The sequence below is a fragment of the Mucilaginibacter aureus genome (assembly GCF_053514885.1).
In genome coordinates this window covers 4147789-4167528 of the sequence record NZ_CP170601.1, presented here as the reverse complement: position 1 = coordinate 4167528, position 19740 = coordinate 4147789, and the positions used below count along the sequence as shown (strand labels likewise).

General features: G+C 44.9%; 23 protein-coding genes and 1 tRNA gene. 11 read left to right on the top strand and 13 right to left on the bottom strand.

Translation table 11 applies throughout. The features are described 5' to 3' along the window. The first annotated feature begins 39 nt into the window (after positions 1–39). The gene (locus tag ACFGVR_RS17730; RefSeq protein WP_448698702.1) at positions 40–366 is read left to right on the top strand and encodes a phosphoribosylpyrophosphate synthetase; all 327 of its coding nucleotides are present in this window, start codon (positions 40–42) and stop codon (positions 364–366) included. 236 nt (positions 367–602) lie between these two features. Next, positions 603–836, top strand: a complete 234-nt coding sequence (locus ACFGVR_RS17725) for a (4Fe-4S)-binding protein (protein WP_448698701.1) — start codon at positions 603–605, stop codon at positions 834–836. Here ACFGVR_RS17725 and ACFGVR_RS17720 read toward each other — a convergent pair. Further along, entirely contained in the window at positions 826–1395 is a 570-nt protein-coding gene (locus tag ACFGVR_RS17720; RefSeq protein ID WP_448698699.1) for a hypothetical protein, read from the bottom strand. The two genes, ACFGVR_RS17725 and ACFGVR_RS17720, sit on opposite strands and share 11 nt — an antisense overlap. A 108-nt stretch (positions 1396–1503) precedes the next feature. Here ACFGVR_RS17720 and ACFGVR_RS17715 point away from each other — a divergent pair, with 108 nt between their 5' ends. Further along, positions 1504–3132, top strand: coding sequence for an ABC-F family ATP-binding cassette domain-containing protein (locus tag ACFGVR_RS17715; RefSeq protein WP_448698698.1), 1629 nt, complete (start codon positions 1504–1506; stop codon positions 3130–3132). Positions 3133–3183: 51 nt separating this feature from the next. On the opposite strand, the gene bla is transcribed toward ACFGVR_RS17715, so the two are convergent. After that, on the bottom strand, positions 3184–4062 hold the full coding sequence (gene bla / locus ACFGVR_RS17710; RefSeq protein WP_448698697.1) for a subclass B3 metallo-beta-lactamase: 879 nt from the start codon (positions 4060–4062) through the stop codon (positions 3184–3186). 100 nt (positions 4063–4162) lie between these two features. On the opposite strand from bla, the gene ACFGVR_RS17705 reads away from it, so the two are divergent. Further along, positions 4163–5029 (top strand): helix-turn-helix domain-containing protein, encoded by an 867-nt coding sequence (locus ACFGVR_RS17705; RefSeq protein ID WP_448698696.1) that lies wholly within the window; start codon positions 4163–4165, stop codon positions 5027–5029. 86 nt (positions 5030–5115) lie between these two features. Further along, positions 5116–5535, top strand: coding sequence for an ester cyclase (locus ACFGVR_RS17700; protein ID WP_448698695.1), 420 nt, complete (start codon positions 5116–5118; stop codon positions 5533–5535). Positions 5536–5552: 17 nt separating this feature from the next. Here the strand turns inward: ACFGVR_RS17700 and ACFGVR_RS17695 are convergent, their stop codons facing one another. The 6 genes from ACFGVR_RS17695 to ACFGVR_RS17670 form a co-directional block, all read right to left on the bottom strand. Further along, positions 5553–5951 (bottom strand): DUF1801 domain-containing protein, encoded by a 399-nt coding sequence (locus ACFGVR_RS17695; protein ID WP_448698694.1) that lies wholly within the window; start codon positions 5949–5951, stop codon positions 5553–5555. A 44-nt stretch (positions 5952–5995) separates the two neighbouring features. Beyond that, positions 5996–6331 (bottom strand): hypothetical protein, encoded by a 336-nt coding sequence (locus tag ACFGVR_RS17690; protein ID WP_448698693.1) that lies wholly within the window; start codon positions 6329–6331, stop codon positions 5996–5998. A gap of 104 nt (positions 6332–6435) precedes the next feature. After that, complete coding sequence (locus ACFGVR_RS17685) at positions 6436–7389, bottom strand: polysaccharide deacetylase family protein (RefSeq protein WP_448698691.1); 954 nt, start codon at positions 7387–7389, stop codon at positions 6436–6438. After that, positions 7343–7690 (bottom strand): DUF2200 domain-containing protein, encoded by a 348-nt coding sequence (locus ACFGVR_RS17680; RefSeq protein ID WP_448698690.1) that lies wholly within the window; start codon positions 7688–7690, stop codon positions 7343–7345. Before ACFGVR_RS17680 ends, ACFGVR_RS17685 begins: the two co-directional genes overlap by 47 nt. A 115-nt stretch (positions 7691–7805) precedes the next feature. Further along, complete coding sequence (locus ACFGVR_RS17675) at positions 7806–9017, bottom strand: metallophosphoesterase (RefSeq protein WP_448698689.1); 1212 nt, start codon at positions 9015–9017, stop codon at positions 7806–7808. Between the two features lie 131 nt (positions 9018–9148). Next, positions 9149–9604, bottom strand: a complete 456-nt coding sequence (locus ACFGVR_RS17670; protein ID WP_448698688.1) for a hypothetical protein — start codon at positions 9602–9604, stop codon at positions 9149–9151. 333 nt (positions 9605–9937) lie between these two features. Between ACFGVR_RS17670 and ACFGVR_RS17665 the strand changes: the two genes are divergently transcribed. Continuing rightward, entirely contained in the window at positions 9938–10861 is a 924-nt protein-coding gene (locus ACFGVR_RS17665; protein WP_448698687.1) for a hypothetical protein, read from the top strand. A gap of 196 nt (positions 10862–11057) precedes the next feature. Here ACFGVR_RS17665 and ACFGVR_RS17660 read toward each other — a convergent pair. Beyond that, positions 11058–11133: transfer RNA gene (locus tag ACFGVR_RS17660), tRNA-Lys, on the bottom strand. A 69-nt stretch (positions 11134–11202) separates the two neighbouring features. Beyond that, a complete protein-coding gene (locus tag ACFGVR_RS17655) occupies positions 11203–11991 on the bottom strand; it encodes an alpha/beta hydrolase (protein ID WP_448698686.1) in 789 nt (262 codons plus the stop codon). A gap of 191 nt (positions 11992–12182) precedes the next feature. On the opposite strand from ACFGVR_RS17655, the gene ACFGVR_RS17650 reads away from it, so the two are divergent. From ACFGVR_RS17650 to ACFGVR_RS17635, 4 genes are all read left to right on the top strand, one after another. Beyond that, positions 12183–12746 (top strand): hypothetical protein, encoded by a 564-nt coding sequence (locus ACFGVR_RS17650; protein ID WP_448698685.1) that lies wholly within the window; start codon positions 12183–12185, stop codon positions 12744–12746. Positions 12747–12817: 71 nt separating this feature from the next. Beyond that, entirely contained in the window at positions 12818–13666 is an 849-nt protein-coding gene (locus ACFGVR_RS17645) for a bifunctional helix-turn-helix domain-containing protein/methylated-DNA--[protein]-cysteine S-methyltransferase (RefSeq protein ID WP_448698684.1), read from the top strand. 4 nt (positions 13667–13670) lie between these two features. Beyond that, positions 13671–14381: a 2OG-Fe(II) oxygenase gene (locus tag ACFGVR_RS17640; RefSeq protein WP_448698683.1), complete on the top strand. Its 711-nt coding sequence runs from the start codon at positions 13671–13673 to the stop codon at positions 14379–14381. A gap of 2 nt (positions 14382–14383) precedes the next feature. After that, a complete protein-coding gene (locus tag ACFGVR_RS17635; RefSeq protein ID WP_448698682.1) occupies positions 14384–14992 on the top strand; it encodes an alpha-ketoglutarate-dependent dioxygenase AlkB family protein in 609 nt (202 codons plus the stop codon). A 2-nt stretch (positions 14993–14994) separates the two neighbouring features. Here ACFGVR_RS17635 and ACFGVR_RS17630 read toward each other — a convergent pair whose 3' ends face one another. The 3 genes from ACFGVR_RS17630 to ACFGVR_RS17620 form a co-directional block, all read right to left on the bottom strand. Continuing rightward, positions 14995–15960 (bottom strand): MBOAT family protein, encoded by a 966-nt coding sequence (locus ACFGVR_RS17630; protein WP_448698681.1) that lies wholly within the window; start codon positions 15958–15960, stop codon positions 14995–14997. Positions 15961–15962: 2 nt separating this feature from the next. Then, positions 15963–16376 carry a hypothetical protein gene (locus ACFGVR_RS17625; RefSeq protein WP_448698680.1) on the bottom strand — a complete coding sequence of 138 codons (414 nt, stop codon included), beginning with the start codon at positions 16374–16376 and terminating at the stop codon, positions 15963–15965. 413 nt (positions 16377–16789) lie between these two features. Next, the gene (locus ACFGVR_RS17620) at positions 16790–17416 is read right to left on the bottom strand and encodes a hypothetical protein (RefSeq protein ID WP_448698679.1); all 627 of its coding nucleotides are present in this window, start codon (positions 17414–17416) and stop codon (positions 16790–16792) included. A 120-nt stretch (positions 17417–17536) separates the two neighbouring features. On the opposite strand from ACFGVR_RS17620, the gene ACFGVR_RS17615 reads away from it, so the two are divergent. Further along, positions 17537–19687, top strand: coding sequence for a polysaccharide lyase family protein (locus ACFGVR_RS17615; RefSeq protein ID WP_448698678.1), 2151 nt, complete (start codon positions 17537–17539; stop codon positions 19685–19687). The last annotated feature ends 53 nt before the right edge of the window (positions 19688–19740 follow it).

Sequence of the window (19740 nt, the reverse complement as noted above, 5' to 3'; positions counted from 1 at the left end):
TTTAAGGGTTACTCTTAAAAAAACTTAAATACCACTGATATGAAAAGCTATGAAACCCTGGTTGATGCAACTCAGGATCTGAATAAAAGAGGATACACCGCCAATTTAACTTTAGATGGCGATACGATAAACGATAACGGGCAAAACATCCACATGACAGCCGGCGACTTTGAGATTAAAGAATTTTACCGTTTTGAAGGAGCCACCAATCCCTCGGATATGTCGATCGTGTATGCTATCGAATCGGAAAAATATAATTTGAAAGGTGTGCTGGTTAACGCTTACGGCACTTACGCCAACAACAGTTCGTCGGCTATCGAGGCTAAATTGAATCACCCGCAAATTGAGGCGTCAAATCATCCGTAATGGCGTTTGGGGGCCTCTTAAAGCCCCGGGCTGGTGCGATTCCCCTCTTGAGAGGGGTGCAGGGGTGTGTATTTCAAAGCGCTGAATAACACATCCCCGCTACTTCACAAACCCAGCACACCCCTTCTCAAGAAGGGAGTTGTCTTTCCTCCAATGTCGGTGTCCTCACCGACATTATTATCATTTCAAACCCAATCTATTTTGAAAAATTCAGGCTAAGTAGCTATATTAGCTCAATGAGCTTGTTAGACAAAAAATATCAAAACGACGATATCACTGTATTTTGGCAACCCGAAAAATGCAAACACAGCGGCAATTGCGTGCGTGGTTTGCAACAGGTGTTTGATCCAAGGCGCAAACCATGGGTAGTGATGGAGAACGGCAGTACTGAAGATATTGTGCGCACGGTGCAAAATTGCCCATCGGGAGCTTTAAGTTTTCAATACAACAGCAAGCTGCCTAACGTTTAGTCAACTGCTCGAGCAATACGCGGCCCCGCGCCCTGATGGCCGGTTTGCCCCCGTTCATCATGATCTGTAATTGCCCGGTTAATATTTCAGCTATCCAGTCGTACCGGTGGCGCAGGTTAAACGCCAGCTGGCTTGCAAAAACCTTTACAGCGATAGGCGTCTTCGGCTCGATCATCAGATCAAAGCAACGCTCGGCAACGGGCTCAAGATCCATGGATAACATTTTAGCTTTAATTGCCTTATCCGCTTTGGGTGCAGTCAGCTCATCCAATATACGGGCATAATGGCGCTGGCAGCCCGTGTTTTTAACCATACAAAACGGGGCGATCAATTGGTCAAGCTGATCGATAAAATGCGATGGCTGGCCAAGCACCAGCGTTTCTAATGTCCATGCAGCTCTGAATGCGATCTCTCTTTCGGGATGCAAAGTAACCCCGATCAAACCCGCCAGCGGAAAATCCTGTATCAATAAGGTATCGGCCAGTTTTAATACGTTGGGTTTGCCAATATCTGCCGATATGCATTCAATAAGCTCTTGCTGTGTGAGTTGATGATCCAAAATTGCCAATGCTGATGCTGTGTAAAAATAATTGATTTGGGCTGAAAATCAATGATAAATCAATACTCCGCGCTTTTAGCTTCGCTGTAAAAGCCGTACCTTTGCGGCATGATTACCGTTTCTAATCTTTCATTGCGTTATGGAAAACGCACACTTTTTGAGGATGTTAACTTAAAGTTTACCCAGGGCAATTGTTATGGTATTATTGGCGCTAACGGTGCCGGTAAATCAACTTTCCTGAAAATTCTTTCGGGCGAAATTGACCCAACCAGCGGCAGCTACAGCTTTACCCCCGGTGAGCGTATGGCTGTGCTTAACCAAAATCACTACCAGTTTGATGAGTTCCCGGTTATTGAAACCGTTTTAATGGGCTACAAAGAAATGTACGCCGTAATGAAAGAAAAGGACGCCATTTACCTGAAGGAAGATTTTACCGATAAAGACGGTGAGCGCGCGGGCGAACTGGAAAACCTTTTTGCCGAAATGGATGGCTGGAACGCCGAAAGCAACGCCGCTACCATGCTGAGCAACTTGGGTATCAAAGAAGAGCACCATTACAAATTGCTGAAAGAGCTTGACGGTAACCAAAAAGTACGTGTGTTACTGGCACAGGCTTTATTTGGCAAACCCGATATTTTATTACTGGATGAGCCTACCAACGATTTGGATATCAACACCATTGCATGGCTGGAAGATTTCCTTGCGGGATACGAGGCTATTGTACTGGTAGTATCGCACGACAGGCACTTTTTAGATACCGTTTGTACCCACGTGGTGGATATCGACTTTAGTAAAATGACGATCTACACCGGTAACTACACCTTCTGGTATCAATCGAGCCAGTTGGCTTTGAAGCAACGGTCTGATCAGAATAAAAAACTGGAAGACAAGGTTAAGGAATTGCAGGATTTCATCCGCCGTTTCAGCGCCAACGCCTCCAAATCAAAACAAGCTACCAGCCGTAAAAAGGCTTTGGATAAGATCAATCTTGACGAGATCCAACCATCAAACCGTAAATACCCGGGCATTATATTCAATAACCTGGGCCGCGAGGCTGGCGATCAGATACTACAGGTTGAGCATTTAAGCAAAAGCCTTAACGGCGAAGTATTGTTTAACGATGTTCGCCTGATGGTAAATAAAGGTGATAAAATTGCCATCCTGTCGCAAAACAGCTTAGCTACTACGGCATTTTACAATATTTTAATGGGCCGCGATACCGATTTTAAAGGTACCTTTAAATGGGGCGTGACCATAAAGGCTGCCGATATCCCGGTTGATAACGCCGACTACTTTAAAGGCAAGGACGAGAACCTGATCGATTGGCTGCGCGAATACAGCGAAGGCGACCAGGATGATCAGTTTATCCGCGGATTTTTGGGCAGGATGCTGTTTTCGGGCGAAGAGGTTTTGAAAAAGAGCAACGTGTTAAGCGGTGGCGAAAAAATGCGCTGCATGTTTAGCCGCATGATGCTACAGCAAGCCAACGTATTGTTGTTTGACGAACCGACCAATCACCTCGACCTCGAATCGATCACTGCGCTGAACAACGGTATGAAGGATTTTAAAGGCACTATCCTATTTACCTCGAGTGACCATGAGCTGACCGAAACCGTTGCCAACCGCATCATCGAGCTCACTCCGGGCGGCGTTATCGATAAACTGATGACCTACGACGAATACATTAACAGCGACGCCGTTCAGAAGCAACGCGAAGAAATGTACGCGACTGCATAAAAATACCGCTCTACACGAGCAAAAGGCTCCCGGAAAATCCGGGAGCCTTTTTTATTTATCGTTCAACCTTTTATCATATTGCTGCTGCAGATCGCTTAGTTCTGCATCGTACCCTTTCTGATCAAAAAATGCCTGCGGGTTATAACCATCTCCAGGTTGATGTTTCTTTTCCAGATCAAACTGACTGGCGTGCGATGCCAGCCAAATATCAAATTTGATATCTTTCATGGCCTTTAAGGTGTAAGCATAATCTTTACCCACATTCGGGTACGTTGGCATTCCCGAAAGTTTGGTTTCGCTTAAAACTGTTGGCATATTAGCAATGAGCACCTTGTACGAGCGTTTATCATCCTTTACATCAAACAAAAAGCTACAGGCGCCTTTGGTATGCCCGGGATGATGCAGAACAGCTACCTTTGCATCGCCAAGTTTAACCACTTCCTGGTCGTGCAATAATTTATCGGCTTTTACCGGTGGAAATAAAGCGCCTTTACCACCATATAAAAAATCAGAGTTGCCGCCATCGGCCACAACAGGTGCGTCGTTTTCTTCTATCATCAGTTTGGCCCCGGTTTCCTTTTTGATCCAGGCCAAAGCGCCTGCATGGTCGTAATGCACATGTGTAGCCAGCAGTATCTTAATATCATTAAATTTAAAGCCTAATGCTTCCACGTGTTGCTTAATCATCGGGCCCGAATCTTCCAGTCCGGTATTGATGAGGATATGGCCCTGCGGCGTGGTGATGAGATAACAGGCCAAATCAAAAGTACCAACATAATACAGGTTGCCGGCAATGCGAAAGGGCTGGTAATCGCGCTGCCAGATCTCCTGAACCGGCAATTGGCTTTTCTGTGCATTTGCGGTTAAGTTAAACAAACATAAAACACTGACGAACAGCGTAATTTTAAATAGTTTTTTGAAGGATAGCATGAGTATAAATATATAACCGAAGGTATAATTTTTTGATATTTAAATGATATGTGTAAAGCATCCGGATACCGATATTTGTTTAACACCGTTATCAACTCACATGGAAATTTTTAATTTACCGCAGGATATCATCACCGGAAAGGGAAACCGGCACGATGATATTTTTATTCATCATTACCATGCGCCTGTTGGTTCGTTTAAAGGTAAAAGCGTATTACATACCAATGCCATCAGCCTGGTAATAAGCGGTACCAAAACCATGCATTTTGCCGGTAAAACGGTAAACATACAGCATGGCGAATTTCATTTTCTTTCGGCGGGCAACTGCATTGTAACGATGGATCTGCACCAGGTCGTGCAGTTTGAAAGTGTGCTGATCTTTTTCTCAAACAAAACCCTCGCCGACTTTTATTCAAAATACCAGGATAAGATAGCGGCTGTTAAAAAGAGCAGAACAGTTACCACCGAACCTTATATCGCTTTTAAAAAGGATGATTTTGTAAACAATTATATCGCATCGCTTAAATTGCTTTTCCGGTCGCCGGCAATTATTTCGCGCGAGATGCAATTGCTAAAATTTGAAGAACTGATGCTGCATTTACTGGAAGTTTGCCCCCTGCAGCTCCTTGCCTTTCCGCTAACCAAAAACCGGGAACTGGAAGACCTGGAGATCAGGAAAGCGGTTGAATTGAATATCACCAATAACATTAGCCTGGATGAGCTTGCTTTTATCTGTAATTTGAGCTTATCGACCTTTAAACGACGGTTTACAGATATTTACGACATGCCGCCGGGAAAATGGCTGCTGCAAAAACGGATGGAGCTGGCCGGTGAACTGATCCTGAAAAACGGCGAGCGCCCCGGCGAGGTATACCACAAGGTAGGGTACGAAAACCATTCGAGTTTCTCCCAATCGTTTAAACAACATTTTGGTGTAACGCCCAAAGCCTACAGCGAGGTAGTTTGAACCGTTAGCAACAGCTTTTGAGTGCTTAGCCCTATACCGGCCCGCTTTTGGCAAACTATGTTTGCATTAAACAAAAGCAACACAAAATGAGCTACACAACAGAACAAAACAAAGCCGTAGTTAAACGCTTTAATGCCGAATGTATTGAACAGGGTAACCCCGCTTCTTTTAATGAATTACTGGCCGGTAATGTGATCAACCACTCTGCGCCGGCTGGTGCACCCAATGGCGCCGAAAGCTTCTATTACTTTTTAAATGATGTATTACGCAAAGGTTTCCCCGGGTTGAAAGTTGAGATACACGAGCAGGTTGCCGAAGGCGACCTGGTAACCAGCCGTAAAACCATTTATGCTACACATACCGGCGAAATATTCGGTATCGCGCCAAGCAATAAAAAGGTTGAGATCAAGGTAATTGATATCATCCGCTTACGCGACGGCCAATATGCCGAACATTGGGGGCAAAGCAATTTCGCGGAGATCCTTAAAGAGATATCGGGAAACTGATAACCGGAAAGAAATAGTTATTTCTCCACCAGTTTCAACCAATCTTTGATCACCGATCTCAGGGCCGCCTCCTTTTGGGTAACATCATCCATAGTTTTAATGGTTACCAGGCGGCGGCCATCGGTATAACTGCCTTCCAGTAACCCGCTGGTATCGTTCACTTTGGCGCCGCTTGGCAAAACAAGCAAAATGCGTTTATGCAGGTTCATTACAATAATGTGCCGCTTGTATTCTTTAGGATTAAAGGGCCTCATTTCGCCGGTGTAAAAAAAGCTTGGCGCATTCCATTTGATCTCCTCGCCTATCTCCGCATCGGCACTTAAAATAATGCGCCTTAAAGCCTCAACTATTGCGGCCACGGGCGCATCTAATTTTTCAATATACGTACTAACTGCTTCGCTATTTGATCTTTCCATAAAAACAGAACACTAACATCAAATCGACCGATAAAATGTAACTCTTATTTAAGATTAGATACCCCTCTGAAAAACTGAATGCCGCCAAAAATAATAGCGCCCCAAAATATATACCCAATATTGGCCAGGGTTAAGGCAGTGCCGCCAATACACCATAACGCCCCGTACAGCATGTCTTTTTGTGCTTTCTTTCTGCGCGCATCGGTAATTTGGCCCTCTATGTTTTCAATAATAACATCGGCGTCTTGTTCGTTCATGCCGCGTTCAAGTAAGGCATTTTTAATTTCGTACGAGTTTTTGTTGCCGTACAAACTCATTTTTACCGCGTAATTGTACAGTTCGTCATAGGTAGCATCAGTTGCAGTTACGTTGTTTTCCATAATTTGTGATAACAGGTTTGGTTAAGTATGCACTAAATTTACTAATCAAAAACTGTTATTGCAAGAATGGAAAAATGCAGCTATACGCTATTTCTAATTCCAGCTTATTTATTGGCCGTAGTTTTGGCAGGCTGTTGCTTTGGCTTTGCCAGCGATGCCAATTTGGGCGAAGGGCGGCCAAAATCATGTTTGATATTGTAATCGAGCGTTTCGGCGTTCCAGTAACCGCAGCTTAAAATACGGCGGATGGTCATCAGCGGGTCGTTAGGGTCGCGCGGCATGGAGAGCTGAAAGGCTGCCTTAAAACCATATTTATGCAATTGTGGCAATCCTTGCGAATTCCACTCCCCAAACGGAAAGGCGAAATAATTAATGGGCTTACCAGCAAGCAGCTCAAGCTTTTTGGTGGGAATGCCTATCTGTGGTTCCCAATCCTGAGCGGTGTATTTTTTAAAATTGGTATGATCCTGCGTGTGGCAGGCAATCACGTTCCCCTCGTTGGATAACTGCCTGATCTGGCTGCGGCTCATGTAATACTTATTTTTATTGATATTAGTAAATGTGATAAAGTATACGCCTTTAAAGCCGTACTTCATCAGCTCGGGCCGCGCTATTTCATACTGGTCGCCATCGGTATCATCAAAAGTGAGCATAACGGGTTTGGCGGGCAACGGCGTACCATTAGTCAGGTAATCAAACAAGGCATCGGGCAGTATGGTGTGATATCCGCTATCGGCCAGCATTTTGATCTGGGCCTTAAATGTTTCCGGCGGGATGATATAATCCTTATCAGCCTGTTTATCGCTTTTACGCCAGTCGCGTATCTGGTGGTAACACAAAACGGGGACCTGTTTGCGCGCCAGGACATCGGCATTGTTGATGATCTGCGCCTGAACAGCCTGCAATAAACTGCAAAATAATACAGCGGTGATGAGATTTTTGAGCACGGAAAACGGTGGTTTAACTGAGCTAAAATAGCTAAAAAGTTGATGTATTGCCCCTGAACCGTACTTATTTTCGTAAAATTTTATCCATGGCTCTTCCTTTTGCCAATTCATCGATCAGTTTATCCAAATAACGCACTTTTTGCATCAGCGGGTCCTCAATTTCTTCAACCCGATAACCGCAAATTACCCCGGTGATCTTTGATACATTTGGGTTGAGCTGCGCTTGCGCAAAAAAGGTTTCGAAATTGGTTTTATTGTCAATAATCTGCTGCAGTGTTTGCACGTCATACCCGGTTAACCAAAAAATGATCTGATCTACCTCGGCTTTGGTACGGCCCTTTCGCTCAGCCTTATTGATATAGAGCGGATAAACGCCCGCAAACGACATTTTGTATACTCTTGTATTGTCCATTGATGTTATACTGGTACCCAAAGTTAGTTTTTTGTGGCGGGAATTGGTAGTGGGTTTAACAGTAATATCATGTTGGTGACAACACCAACATGGGCGGAACAAATGTGCGTCCCGATCAAATAGTTATCTCGCCTACCCGTTTCCCGCTGTCATCCAGCATTTCTAATTTAAAGGCGGTATCATCAACATCAACTTTAATAATAGTACGGATGTTATTACCCGGGCCTCCGCCAATAACGATGGGATAGTTATGTTCGCCGGGAACTGGTAGGTGAATACCATATTGATGGGTATGCCCCGAGATCAGTAAATTGATCTTAGCCTTGTTTAAAATCGGGCCCCATACCTGCCGGCAGTGCATGGTTCCATGCCAATCGCCCGAATTATACAATGGGATATGGCTGAAAACAATTTTATACTTCGCTTTTTTAAACGCTGGCTTTTTAATTTCCTTTTCCAGCCATGCGGCCTGTTCTATCCGGTAACGGTCAAAATCAACCATTCCTTCGTAAGAAACATTGTTATCCTCTTTATCTTCTCCCGAATCAAGCACAATAGCATACATGGGCCCATATTGAAATGAAAAGTAGAATGCAGGTTTTTCGCTGTTGAAATACTGGGGCAAGTTTCTGGCAAATTTACCCCTTACTTCATGATTACCCCGTGAAAAGAAAAATGGAACAGTGTTGAACAATGTACCAAAAGGCTTCAGCAAATGATCTACCAGCTGATCTTCATCTACCTGAAAATTGAACATATCACCGTTTAAAAACACAAAATCGTTTTTACGGTCGCCATTATATTTCATTAACAGCGAAAAGGATTCGGGCCTGTCGTGTATATCGTTAAAAACCAAAAACGAAACTTTACCGGCTTTGGGATCAGCAGTATTAAACGAAAAAACCTCGCTTGTAAAAGTATCGCCAAATGTAATTTTATACGGCTCAAATATTTTAATTTCTTTTGAGCAAATACGGTAAAAATATCTTTTTCCGGGTTGCAAATCGTTAATGCTAATCGCATTTATGGTGTTAAATGCCTGTACAAGTCCAAAACTTTCACTCTCGGCCTTGCGGTCAAGTTTATCAAACGTTTCGCCATACTCAACCCAACTAAAACACTGTACATTAGTTAACCAGCGCACTGTAATGCTATTTGCCGAAGGCGCCTGCAAATATGGGCCGCTTTTTAATATGGGCAGGTTTTGCTTTTGAGGTTCTGTACTACCGGCAAACGACCGTACCTGTAACGCTACAACTGCGCCAAATACCCCGATCGACGAAACAAAACTTCTGCGTGAAATAGCTGTGGATCTTTTTTCCTCCATGTTGGTAACAATATGTTGCATACAATACGTACGGCACTTATTTTACCACTACACATCAGCGCAACCAACAATAAAGCCCTCAGCTTTCGCTAAAGGCTTTTATCTGTTAAAAAAATCAAACTCCTGCTTTGTTACTTCCCAAAACAAGCAACTTCTGTGCTTAAAATTGTGTTACCCTGTGCGTCTGCTGAGGTATCGCTATAAAACAACACCAGTTGGGTGGCAGTTAAGGTTTTGATGGTTGCAAACTCTGTTGCGGGGGGTATGGCAACTCCGCCAATGCTTTGTGCCGCTTTATATAAAGTAATTATTTTGCCGGTTATCGAATAGGTAAAAGCATTACTGTTACCGCTAATCAGAACTGAGCCCCTGCCGGCGTTATTAAACTGATTAAAACTTGTTCCGTTCAAAGTTACACCCGTAGTATTGATCGATTGTAAAACGCCGTTCTTATACGTTCTGAGCGTATCCTGGGTATAATACCATTTACCTACTATGGCTAAACTGGCGGTGGATGCACCAGGTTCTTTTGTACAGGCAGAGATAACTAATATAATTAACAGGGCGGGTAAAATTATTTTCTTCACAGTAACTAACTTGTAATAGTATATTGACGATTATTTATCGCTTTTAAATATTGCTGAAATCTATTATTTATACAGGGCATTTTGTTTCTTCTGCAACCATAAAAAAGCACACCCTTAATGAGAATGTGCTTTTACTTTTTAAAATAGTGCCCCCAAATATACGGATATCGAACTCATTTATTGAGGATTGTAAGAAAATTATTGCGTTGAAAGAAGTATATCCGACATAAAGTGAGGCCGATAGCAAATCTATTATACAAAATATAAGTAATGGCTTTGCCACTTGAGATCTAAGGCTATATAATTATCTTCGATAAAACAACCATATTGCCGATGACCTTATTGATACAAAAATCTCCACATTCCGAATCTCTACTAAGTGATGATGTACTTAAGTATCTAATTCCCGCCTGCGTAACCCTATTTGTTTTCGGGTTGGGCTTATTTGCCACTTGGTTAAAACTTAACTTGGAACGGAGGCGACAATACCGACAATTGAAAGCCTTATTCTATACCTGGGTGCCCAATTTTTCAGCTCCTGTCGAAACCTTCGCTGCATCATGTGCTGACCTGGCCAAACGACTGGCTGCATCCCAACGCCTTTCTGCGGAAGCCTTTGGCTTTTTATCTTTGAATACCGATAAGTTAGCCGCTATTGATATTCATCAACTTGTCAAAGCTTTTATTTACAACAGCACTGGTGAGGAGCATAGTAATAATGAACAATTGTTTTACCTCACAAGCAATCTTGATTTTTTGCACAAGCTTGGGCCGGAAATCGAGGCGAAATATCAAGAACACTATGCAAAGGCGAATAGCCTCATGACAGATTGGAACGCCGCGTTCATGACGCTTACAAAGCAAACTACAGCATTATTTAGTGATCCCGCTGCTGTTAAGAGCCAGCAACGGCAAGACCTGGAACATCAGCTTCGGATAAATGCCGCGGCTTGGCTGTTGGTTTCGGCACAAAATCCTCAAAACACGACACTCATTTATAACAACCTGATCACACCAAATATGATCGCGGTAAACCAGTTTTTTCAGGCTTCTCCATCACAAGATGTTCAGGTTAATGACCTCATGACTGCTATTAGCGCAATCTCTGTTATTTATATGCAATGGCGGACCAGCCACGAGGGTTATGCTACAGTGTTTAATAATTACGCAGGCAAACTCCGGGAGACATACGGGCGCTTGCAGGCAGCTGTCGATCACTTTCAAACAAATACCGCTATCAAAATTATTTGTGATTAATCTCGTCCGGTTCTATTTAAATAGGCTAGTGAAGGTTGTTGCTATTATAACACACAAGCAAGGAGAGCAAATATTAGGCTTTACTGAGTAAGCTTGCTCAAATAGGTATGATGTATATGTTAAAGACGATGTAGAAACTATTGAGGTATAAAAAGTAAGAAAAAAGCACAGCAATATTTGAGTACTACTGTGCTTTTGGTGACCCCGGAGAGGCTCGAACTCTCGACCCAATGATTAAGAGTCATTTGCTCTACCAACTGAGCTACGGAGTCATTTTATCGGGAGGGCAAATAAACGAATTTTTATTTTAAGTGCGAAAGCTTTGTTCCCGATATGTTTACTTACAGTCCGTTTTTGTTGAGCCAGGCCAGGCTGTACCCGGCCACTTCTTTCCAGCCGTGGTCAACAATTAACGAATGCCCGCGGCCCTCAAACAGCTTAAACTCCGTAATTACAGATGAATTATATTTTTTTAACGACGCCTTGCCCAGTACCGGCGGTGCAATATGGTCGTTGTCACCACCTGTTATCAATAACGGACCGCGTGTGGCGTTGGCTGTATCCACCTTAGTTTCCGATCCGGCAAAGGTAGCCGTAGCCGCCTGGAAAAGCGGGCGGGCGGGAGCCGGTATCGCCCACAGGTCGTATAGTTCGTGAGCTTCTGCTTCGGGAACGGCGTTGGCAAACCCATATTTAAACTGACCGAATGTTAACGATACGGCTTTTTTGAGATTGAACGGGTTACTCAATACCGCAAACGATGCCCTTAGCGCCGAAAACGGTAATTGCCACACGCCTTTCATCGGCGCCGGATCGATGGCTATGGCCGCTGCGGCAATTCCACGGCCCAATAATATTTGCGCGATCAGTCCGCCGAATGAATGGCCGATAACAATTGGCGGTTCGGCAAGTGATGCAATAACTTTGGCATAACTATCGGCAACCTCGGTAACCCCATGGTTTGCAATAGCCTGCGGGTTTGCACGGCTTTCGGCAACAGTAGCCGAATCGCCGGGCCAGCCCGGGTTCAGGGTTTCGTAGCCTTGCTCTTTAAAAAAATCCATCCAGGGCTGCCATGAACTGCTGTGGATCCAAAGTCCGTGAATAAATACAATTGTTTTTTTTGACATAGGTAAGGTGTTTAAGATATTTGAAAAATAGTTTCCCGATAGAAACCGATTTATAAATTACAACTAATAGCAGGCGGATATTCCGTTACAATATATGCAATAATATTGATATTCAACAATATACTAATTAATAATACCGAAATTATTGGCATGGAAATAGCATATACTTATCCGGATCAATACCATAAGCCATGAACATCTTAACCGTCCGTAAATTCGACCTTAAAAAAGTAAGGCTGGATATTAAAGAAAGCTTTAAAAAACTATCAAACGATGGCTTTGAGAAGATATTTAACCAGATAGACCAGTTGGGCATCAAAAAGGGTGTCGACCAGATGGGTATTGATAAGTTTACTAACCAGTGTGCCTTATTGGCAGCCGCTTCGGGTGTGGTAACCGGTGCCGGCGGCTTAACTACCATGCTGATAGGCGTTCCGCTGGATATGGTGAACCTGATCACCCAGCAGTTTAGAGTTACCATGGCTATCTCCTACCATAACACCGGCACGTATAAACTAAGTTTTGATGACTTTTTTAAGATCGTAGCTGCATCGTTAAAAGTAGATGCGGGCGTCACCGTCACCAAAAATATAATGGAAGAAGTGGCAGAAAAGCTACTCATCAACATCGGCTCAAAAACCGCTGAACGGTTGATACCTGTGGTAGGCGCCGTAATTGGCGGCTCGGCAAATTACCTGTTCATTAAACGCGTGGCGGCTACGCTTCGTAAAACGCCTGTAGTTAATATCGCATGATCAAAACACCGCAAGTTTCGGATTTTATGGCCCGCCTGTAGTGCACACCTTTGTACTATAAATCAATAACAATGAGCACACAGGAAATCATCAATTATAACCGCATTGCAGAGGCGATAGGTTATATCAGCGAGAATTTTAAAGAGCAACCCAATTTGGACGAAGTTGCCGAAAAAGTAAATTTAAGTCCGTTCCATTTTCAACGGATGTTTACCGAATGGGTGGGCACTACGCCTAAAAAGTTTTTGCAGTACACCAGTATCGAGTATGCCAAAAAGGTACTGAAAGATAATCAGGCTACGCTTTTTGATGCAGCTTTTGAAACCGGCCTTTCCGGCACCAGCCGCCTGCACGACCTGTTTATTAACATTGAGGGGATGACGCCTGCCGAATATAAGAACGGCGGCAAAAACCTGAGCATCAATTACAGCTTTGCCGAGAGCCCGTTCGGTAACCTCATCGTAGCATCAACCAATAAAGGTATTTGCTACATGGCTTTTAACGAGGATGAGCAACAGGCTTTGCAGGATCTGATCAGTAATTTTCCAAACGCCGGGTTTACCCGTAAGCTGGACCTGGCACAGCAAAACGCCTTGTTTATCTTTCAGAACGACTGGAGCAAGCTCAACCAGATCAAGTTGCACCTGAAAGGTACCGACTTTCAACTGAAGGTGTGGGAATCGCTGCTCAAGATACCGATGGGTAAGCTAACCACTTACGGAACCCTGGCAAAACAGATCGATCAGCCTAATGCGTCGCGAGCGGTGGGTACGGCCATTGGCAGCAACCCGGTAGCGTTTTTAATTCCGTGCCACCGGGTTATCCAGTCCACCGGGACATTTGGCGGTTATATGTGGGGGCCAACCCGTAAGGCAGCAATTATTGGCTGGGAAGGTGTTAAAACAAACCAATTAAGCTAAGCCGATGCAGGTAGAACAAACAATAGCCTCGCTGGATTGGGAGGCTATTACCGCAACCATGCATGAGCAAGGTTATGCTGTTATCCCCGGATTGTTATCCGATACGCAATGTGCTGAACTGCAAGACAGCTACAATAAACCCGATGCTTACCGGAAGACCGTAGTGATGGAACGTTACCGGTTTGGTTTGGGTGAATATAAATATTTTAATTACCCGTTGCCGGATACGATACAAATCATCCGCGAAAGCGTTTACCCCCGGCTTGCCCCTATTGCCAACACCTGGATGAAAGTATTGAATATAGGCACGCGCTACCCGGATAAGTTTGAAGAACTGCAGGCACAATGCCACACGGCCGGGCAGTTAAAACCTACGCCGCTGATACTTAAATACGGGCCGGGCGGTTTTAATACCCTCCACCAGGATCTGTATGGCGATGTGGATTTCCCCATACAAGCGGTACTGTTTTTAAACCAAACAGATACCGATTATACCGGTGGCGAATTTGTACTGGTACAGCAAACGCCAAGGGCGCAATCAAAAGCTATTGTGCTAAAACCAGGCAAAGGCGATATGTTGATATTTACCACCAACTTTCGCCCGGTAAAGGGCAGCAAGGGTTATTACCGGGTAAATATGAAACATGGCGTAAGCGAGTTGCACAGCGGCGAACGGTATACCTTAGGTGTGATATTTCATGATGCATTAAGTTAAAGATGGATTTATTTAACGATCAAACCGATACGAACAAAAACCTGTTACCCGGTGATGGAACGGTAAATTATTATGGCAAAATAATGCCATCTGCTAAAGCCAATGCTTACCTGGATACCTTGTTAAATACCATTGAATGGAAAAACGATGAGGCCGTTATTTACGGTAAACTAATTGTAACCAAACGTAAAGTGGCCTGGTATGGCGATGGTGAGTTTGAATACACCTACTCCAATACCACCAAACGCGCCCTGTCCTGGACCAAAGAACTTTTAGAACTTAAAGCACTGGCCGAGCAATTAAGCGGCGAGCAATTTAACTCGTGCCTGCTGAACCTGTACCACAACGGCGACGAAGGCATGGCCTGGCACAGCGACGCCGAAAAGGACCTGAAACGTAACGGCGCCATTGGCTCAATGAGCTTTGGCGCCGAACGCAGGTTTATGTTTAAACACAAACAAAACAAGCAAACGGTACAGGTACTGCTGGAACATGGCAGTTTACTGGTAATGAAGGATACTACGCAAACCCACTGGCTGCACCGCTTACCGCCAACTAAGCTGATTACGCGGGCACGGGTTAATTTAACGTTTAGGACGGTGGTGAGGTGAATTTATTTTACCCCGCCCAGCACCCAAACTACGTGTTTAATAAATTGCTCGTGGAACAGCAAAGGCATTGGCACAACCAGCCAGAAGAATACCCATATACGGGCGATGACCTTATTTTTAAGAAAAAGAATATTGTTAACGACCAGCCATTTTTCGGATAAAACCACCAGGCCCTGGATGATAAAATACAACATTGGTAAACCATAGCCGGCATTTACGGGCAGGCTTAAGGCCAGTTCGTGCAGCAGGCCCGAAAAGGCAAAGGACAGCATTAAAGCTACGGGCGCCCCTACCCTGTTTTTCAGCGGGCGAAAAATTGCTACGGAGGTCATCTCGCTAAAAGCGATGTTCCAGCGTTTGCTCCAGAACTCGGTGAGGCTTAATGCTGTTGCGGGCTGGCGGAACAACAGGTAAGTATTTGCACCATGCCTGCGCCACATGCCGGCACTGATGCTTAATAAGCCAAAATGCAGTATCAGGCTCAGGCCCACCAATAATAAGCCGCTTACCAGGATATAATTGGTGATGGATGGTAAATGCAAAGCAACAACCCCGTGGGCCGCGGCGATCAATACAAGCCCTATAACAATCCGGCTAATGCCAAACTTCACCATCGGCAGTGCATTGGGCAAAGCAGGACCACCTAAGCTTTCGAACGGTTCGGCACGCATGCCTGCCCAGCTTGAAGCGAATATGGCCCATTGTTTAAAGCTTAGCCCGAGCCTTTTACCTTTATAAGCTTCGGCAACGGCAATCAATTTCATGGCTGTGAAGGTTGTAGCGATAATAGCCAGCATGCGCCATACGGGTATCTCGTTAATGAAAATCAGATCGGCAGTGGTGACGGACAGGACAAGTAACAACCAGCTTAGCCATATCATACCACGTTTTACAATAGAGTACCCCAACAGGATCAACAACAGGTTGATCAGCGCAAAGCAAACGATGTGCAATAACAGGCCCGGCATAATTAAAGATTATGATACCATGCGCAGCTGTAAACCGCAGCTAAAAATACAAATAAAGTCACCAATGCTGTTTCACCGATCCTGAGCCACAGGCCTTTGGGAAAGCTTGTTCTATCCAAAACCAGGAACTGGATCAGCAGACGTGAGATCCAATATACTGCGATAAAACCGGTGACCAGTGTGGCAAGCTTTGAACCATTGGTCATATCAGCATAAGCAAAAACTGATACCAGGCCAAAACACAGGTTTATAGTCAGGATATAAAAAGCATACACCCAGAACATTTTTTTAATGATGGGCTGCACTTTGGTTAATTCAGCCCGCCAGTTTAATATCCGCGGAATAAATACGCTGCCGGTAACCAGGCAGAGTTGCCCTACCCCTGCCAGAAATATCAATTGTTGTATCGTTTTCATGATACAAAGATACATAAATTATTAAACTTTCAAAATATACTGAAAGATAAATTTATCGGATTTTGCTTTTATATAAAAAAGGGATAAAAGATTGATACACAAAAGATAGAAGGTGACCTTCCTTTATATTGTTGTAATACCTTGGGCGTTCCCTTCGGGCCGGGCTAACCGCTCATACTGCACGGGCCTTAGCCACGAGCCGGTATCCGCTATTATCCCTAACGCGTTTTTGGCTGTTATTTTTTGCAATTCCGGCTAATTTTATGTATATTTAAGCATGGCCGTGTTTTGTATGCTAAGGCTCTCGTTCTTAAATTAATTACAAATTTGTTAACAAAATTTAGAAACACAACTGAAAAATACCGACAAATACCCACCTTTTGCGGACGCATAGGTCAGGAAAATTATCAAAATCATTTTTGTAGTTTTTTGATCACCTTCTCTACCCTTGCGCGTTTGGTATCCTTTTCAATATCGCCTAAGCGTGAATTTAAGGTTTTAATAAAGGCAGCTTTATTTTGATCGTTGATGATGGGTAACGCCCGCTCGGCATACATGGGCAGTTGGTTAGTTAAACTACCCATCAGTTGTTCGTTATACAAAGCAAAAGCATCGCCGGCGTATCGCGGTATCGCGCAAAGCTCGACCAGAATGGCCATCAGATTGTCTTTAGTAATTACCGAACCCGCTTCGGCAACAGCCACCAGTTTACCGAGGTTGGCAAAAATGATATCGGGGCATTCGGAGGTTATGGTAGCCAGGGCCGTCATACCGCCCCATTGCATACGGTTGTTTTTACTATCGAGCAGTTTAACCAGTTCGGCGCAGTATGGCGTTATCAACTTAGGTTTCAGCGTACCTGTCTCGTAGATCGCTTTGATGCAATCGTGCTGTATATCCTTGCTTTTATTGCTGAGGTTATCGATCAGTTCCTTTACGGCCGCGGTATCGCTGTTATCGGCAATTTGTTTGGCCAGTTGTTGGTTGGGTTCTTCGTCGCGGCGGCCCAGTGCCGAAGCTAATTGATTGATTATGCTCATATACTTTCCAAAGATCATGGTATTACTAATGTAACAATTTAAACACAGGCACACAGTACAGGATGCTGTTTATAAACACTCCGGTTACATTTATCGGGTAAACCAAAATACACAACCATTATGCAGAATAAATATACGCTTTTATTAGCTGCGGCTATGATCGTTTTTTCATCGCTTACCGGCTTTGGACAAGCAAAAAAAGCATCAGCCCCAGCGGTTACCGTTACCGAGGATGCGCAAACGTATACGCTGAGCAACGGCTACCTCACCATAAAAGTGAACAAACGCAGCGGCGACCTCACCTCGGTAACCACACCTAAAACTGTTACACCAAATATCGAGCTGATGGGCTACGTATCGGGCCACCATGCCGGTTACTGGGAACAAAGCCCCGCACGTGCACCGCGCGAAGTTACTGCTATAACCATTGATCCCAAAAACGTTAACGGCGACCGTGCCGAGGTTTCGGTTAAAGGATACTCTGATGGTAAATCGATATTGGGTAGCGGCCCGCAGGCTGCCGGCCAGGGTGGCGGCTTAATTGCCGACCTGGAGATACGCTATACCCTTGAACGCGGCGCACATGGCCTGTATACTTATGCCATATTTACACACCAGGACACCTACCCTGCCGGTTCGGTAGGCGAATCGCGTTTTGGGTTCAAGCTTTCGGGTAAGGTTTTCGACTGGCTATCGGTTGACGAGCAGCGTAATTTTTTGATGCCTACCGGTAAAGACTGGGACGAGGGCACTGATCTGAACATGAAGGAATCGCGCAGGTTAACTACCGGGCCCTATGCCGGCCGTGCGGAGCATAAATATGATTACTCGGCCGACCAGAGCAAGATCCCTGCATTCGGCTGGTCGTCAACAAAGGAAAAAGTAGGTTTGTATATCATCAACCCGTCGTTTGAATACCTGTCGAGCGGGCCGCTGCACTTTGAGCTGACGGGCCACATTGACGATGGCGATGGTGGCGACCCTACCCTGCTGGATTACTGGCGCGGTACACACTATGGCGGCAGCGAACTGAACTTTGGCGATAACGAAGCATGGACAAAAGTTGTTGGCCCGATATTTATTTATGTACCTACCGGTAATGATCCAAAAACACTGTTTATAGATGCCAAAAAACAAGTGGCGACAGAACAGGCCCGCTGGCCATATAACTGGGTAAAAGGCGTTGACTACCCTTTAGCCGCCGAACGTGCTACGGTTAAAGGGAAACTAAAACTGGTTGATCCGCAAAACCCGATGACCAAATTTGGTAATTTGCTTGTTGGCCTGTCATTTCCCGACCAGCCGGCACAACCCCGTCAGCCGCGCCGCAGGGATACAACGGTAGTGTTAACCCAAACCGTAAAGGTTGATATACCGCCGCCGCCTGCTAAAAGCACTGCGGATACGGCTAACCAACCCAGGTTATTACCTAATGGCAAACGTGCCAATCGTGGCACTTATGTAACGCCGCGGCCTGCAGGGCAGCGTAACTTTAACTTTCAGCCACAGCCCTTAACCTGGCAAAACGATGCCAAGCACTACGAGTTTTGGACGGAGGGCGCGCCTGATGGCACATTCACTATTCCGAATGTTCGCCCCGGTATTTACCAGTTGCATGCCGTTGCCGATGGTGTGCTTGGGGCTTATGATGCTACAGCGAACGTAACCATTACGCCGGGGCAAAAGCTCGACCTGGGAACCATTGAATGGAAACCGGTACATTTTGGCCAGCAGATCTTCCAGATAGGTACGCCAAACCGCAGCGCCAAAGAGTTTTATAAAGGCGACGACCACTGGCACTGGGGTATGTACATTGAATATGCCAAATATTTCCCTAATGACGTGAACTTTACGGTGGGTAAGTCTGATCCGGCCAAAGACTGGTACATTTATCATGTTCCGCATGATATTGATAATAAACCTGATGGCCGCGACCAGGGCCGGGCCACGCCATGGACCATCAATTTTACCATGCCCAAAGATGCGCCAACAACGGGCAAAGCAACTTTGCGGTTCGGCATTTCGGGTTCGGCGGCACGCTCACTGGGTATATCTGTTAACGGTACAGAAGTTGGCCCCGATACCGATATTGGCGGCGGCGGCGCAAGCATGATGCGCGATGGTATTGAAGGTACCTGGGTGGAGCGGGATTTTAACTTCGACGCGGCATTGCTGAAACCCGGCGAAAACAAAATTGTGCTCACTATTCCGGCCGGAGCTGTGGGCAGCGGTATTTGCTATGATGTAGTGAGGTTGGAAGTAGCGAAGTAGTATTGCTGAATATCGAATGATGAATTTTGAATGGCCCATTACCAAACCACTTC

Coding starts and splice junctions, on each gene's coding strand:
- ACFGVR_RS17650 (WP_448698685.1), top strand. CDS start 12,183: ATGAACATCTTAACCGTCCGTAAATTCGACCTTAAAAAAGTAAGGCTG.
- ACFGVR_RS17615 (WP_448698678.1), top strand. CDS start 17,537: ATGCAGAATAAATATACGCTTTTATTAGCTGCGGCTATGATCGTTTTT.
- ACFGVR_RS17680 (WP_448698690.1), bottom strand. CDS start 7,690: ATGGACAATACAAGAGTATACAAAATGTCGTTTGCGGGCGTTTATCCG.
- ACFGVR_RS17640 (WP_448698683.1), top strand. CDS start 13,671: ATGCAGGTAGAACAAACAATAGCCTCGCTGGATTGGGAGGCTATTACC.
- ACFGVR_RS17705 (WP_448698696.1), top strand. CDS start 4,163: ATGGAAATTTTTAATTTACCGCAGGATATCATCACCGGAAAGGGAAAC.
- ACFGVR_RS17645 (WP_448698684.1), top strand. CDS start 12,818: ATGAGCACACAGGAAATCATCAATTATAACCGCATTGCAGAGGCGATA.
- ACFGVR_RS17620 (WP_448698679.1), bottom strand. CDS start 17,416: ATGAGCATAATCAATCAATTAGCTTCGGCACTGGGCCGCCGCGACGAA.
- ACFGVR_RS17675 (WP_448698689.1), bottom strand. CDS start 9,017: ATGGAGGAAAAAAGATCCACAGCTATTTCACGCAGAAGTTTTGTTTCG.
- ACFGVR_RS17690 (WP_448698693.1), bottom strand. CDS start 6,331: ATGGAAAACAACGTAACTGCAACTGATGCTACCTATGACGAACTGTAC.
- ACFGVR_RS17725 (WP_448698701.1), top strand. CDS start 603: ATGAGCTTGTTAGACAAAAAATATCAAAACGACGATATCACTGTATTT.
- ACFGVR_RS17700 (WP_448698695.1), top strand. CDS start 5,116: ATGAGCTACACAACAGAACAAAACAAAGCCGTAGTTAAACGCTTTAAT.
- ACFGVR_RS17630 (WP_448698681.1), bottom strand. CDS start 15,960: ATGCCGGGCCTGTTATTGCACATCGTTTGCTTTGCGCTGATCAACCTG.
- ACFGVR_RS17695 (WP_448698694.1), bottom strand. CDS start 5,951: ATGGAAAGATCAAATAGCGAAGCAGTTAGTACGTATATTGAAAAATTA.
- bla (WP_448698697.1), bottom strand. CDS start 4,062: ATGCTATCCTTCAAAAAACTATTTAAAATTACGCTGTTCGTCAGTGTT.
- ACFGVR_RS17715 (WP_448698698.1), top strand. CDS start 1,504: ATGATTACCGTTTCTAATCTTTCATTGCGTTATGGAAAACGCACACTT.
- ACFGVR_RS17625 (WP_448698680.1), bottom strand. CDS start 16,376: ATGAAAACGATACAACAATTGATATTTCTGGCAGGGGTAGGGCAACTC.
- ACFGVR_RS17685 (WP_448698691.1), bottom strand. CDS start 7,389: ATGAATTGGCAAAAGGAAGAGCCATGGATAAAATTTTACGAAAATAAG.
- ACFGVR_RS17635 (WP_448698682.1), top strand. CDS start 14,384: ATGGATTTATTTAACGATCAAACCGATACGAACAAAAACCTGTTACCC.
- ACFGVR_RS17730 (WP_448698702.1), top strand. CDS start 40: ATGAAAAGCTATGAAACCCTGGTTGATGCAACTCAGGATCTGAATAAA.
- ACFGVR_RS17665 (WP_448698687.1), top strand. CDS start 9,938: ATGACCTTATTGATACAAAAATCTCCACATTCCGAATCTCTACTAAGT.
- ACFGVR_RS17655 (WP_448698686.1), bottom strand. CDS start 11,991: ATGTCAAAAAAAACAATTGTATTTATTCACGGACTTTGGATCCACAGC.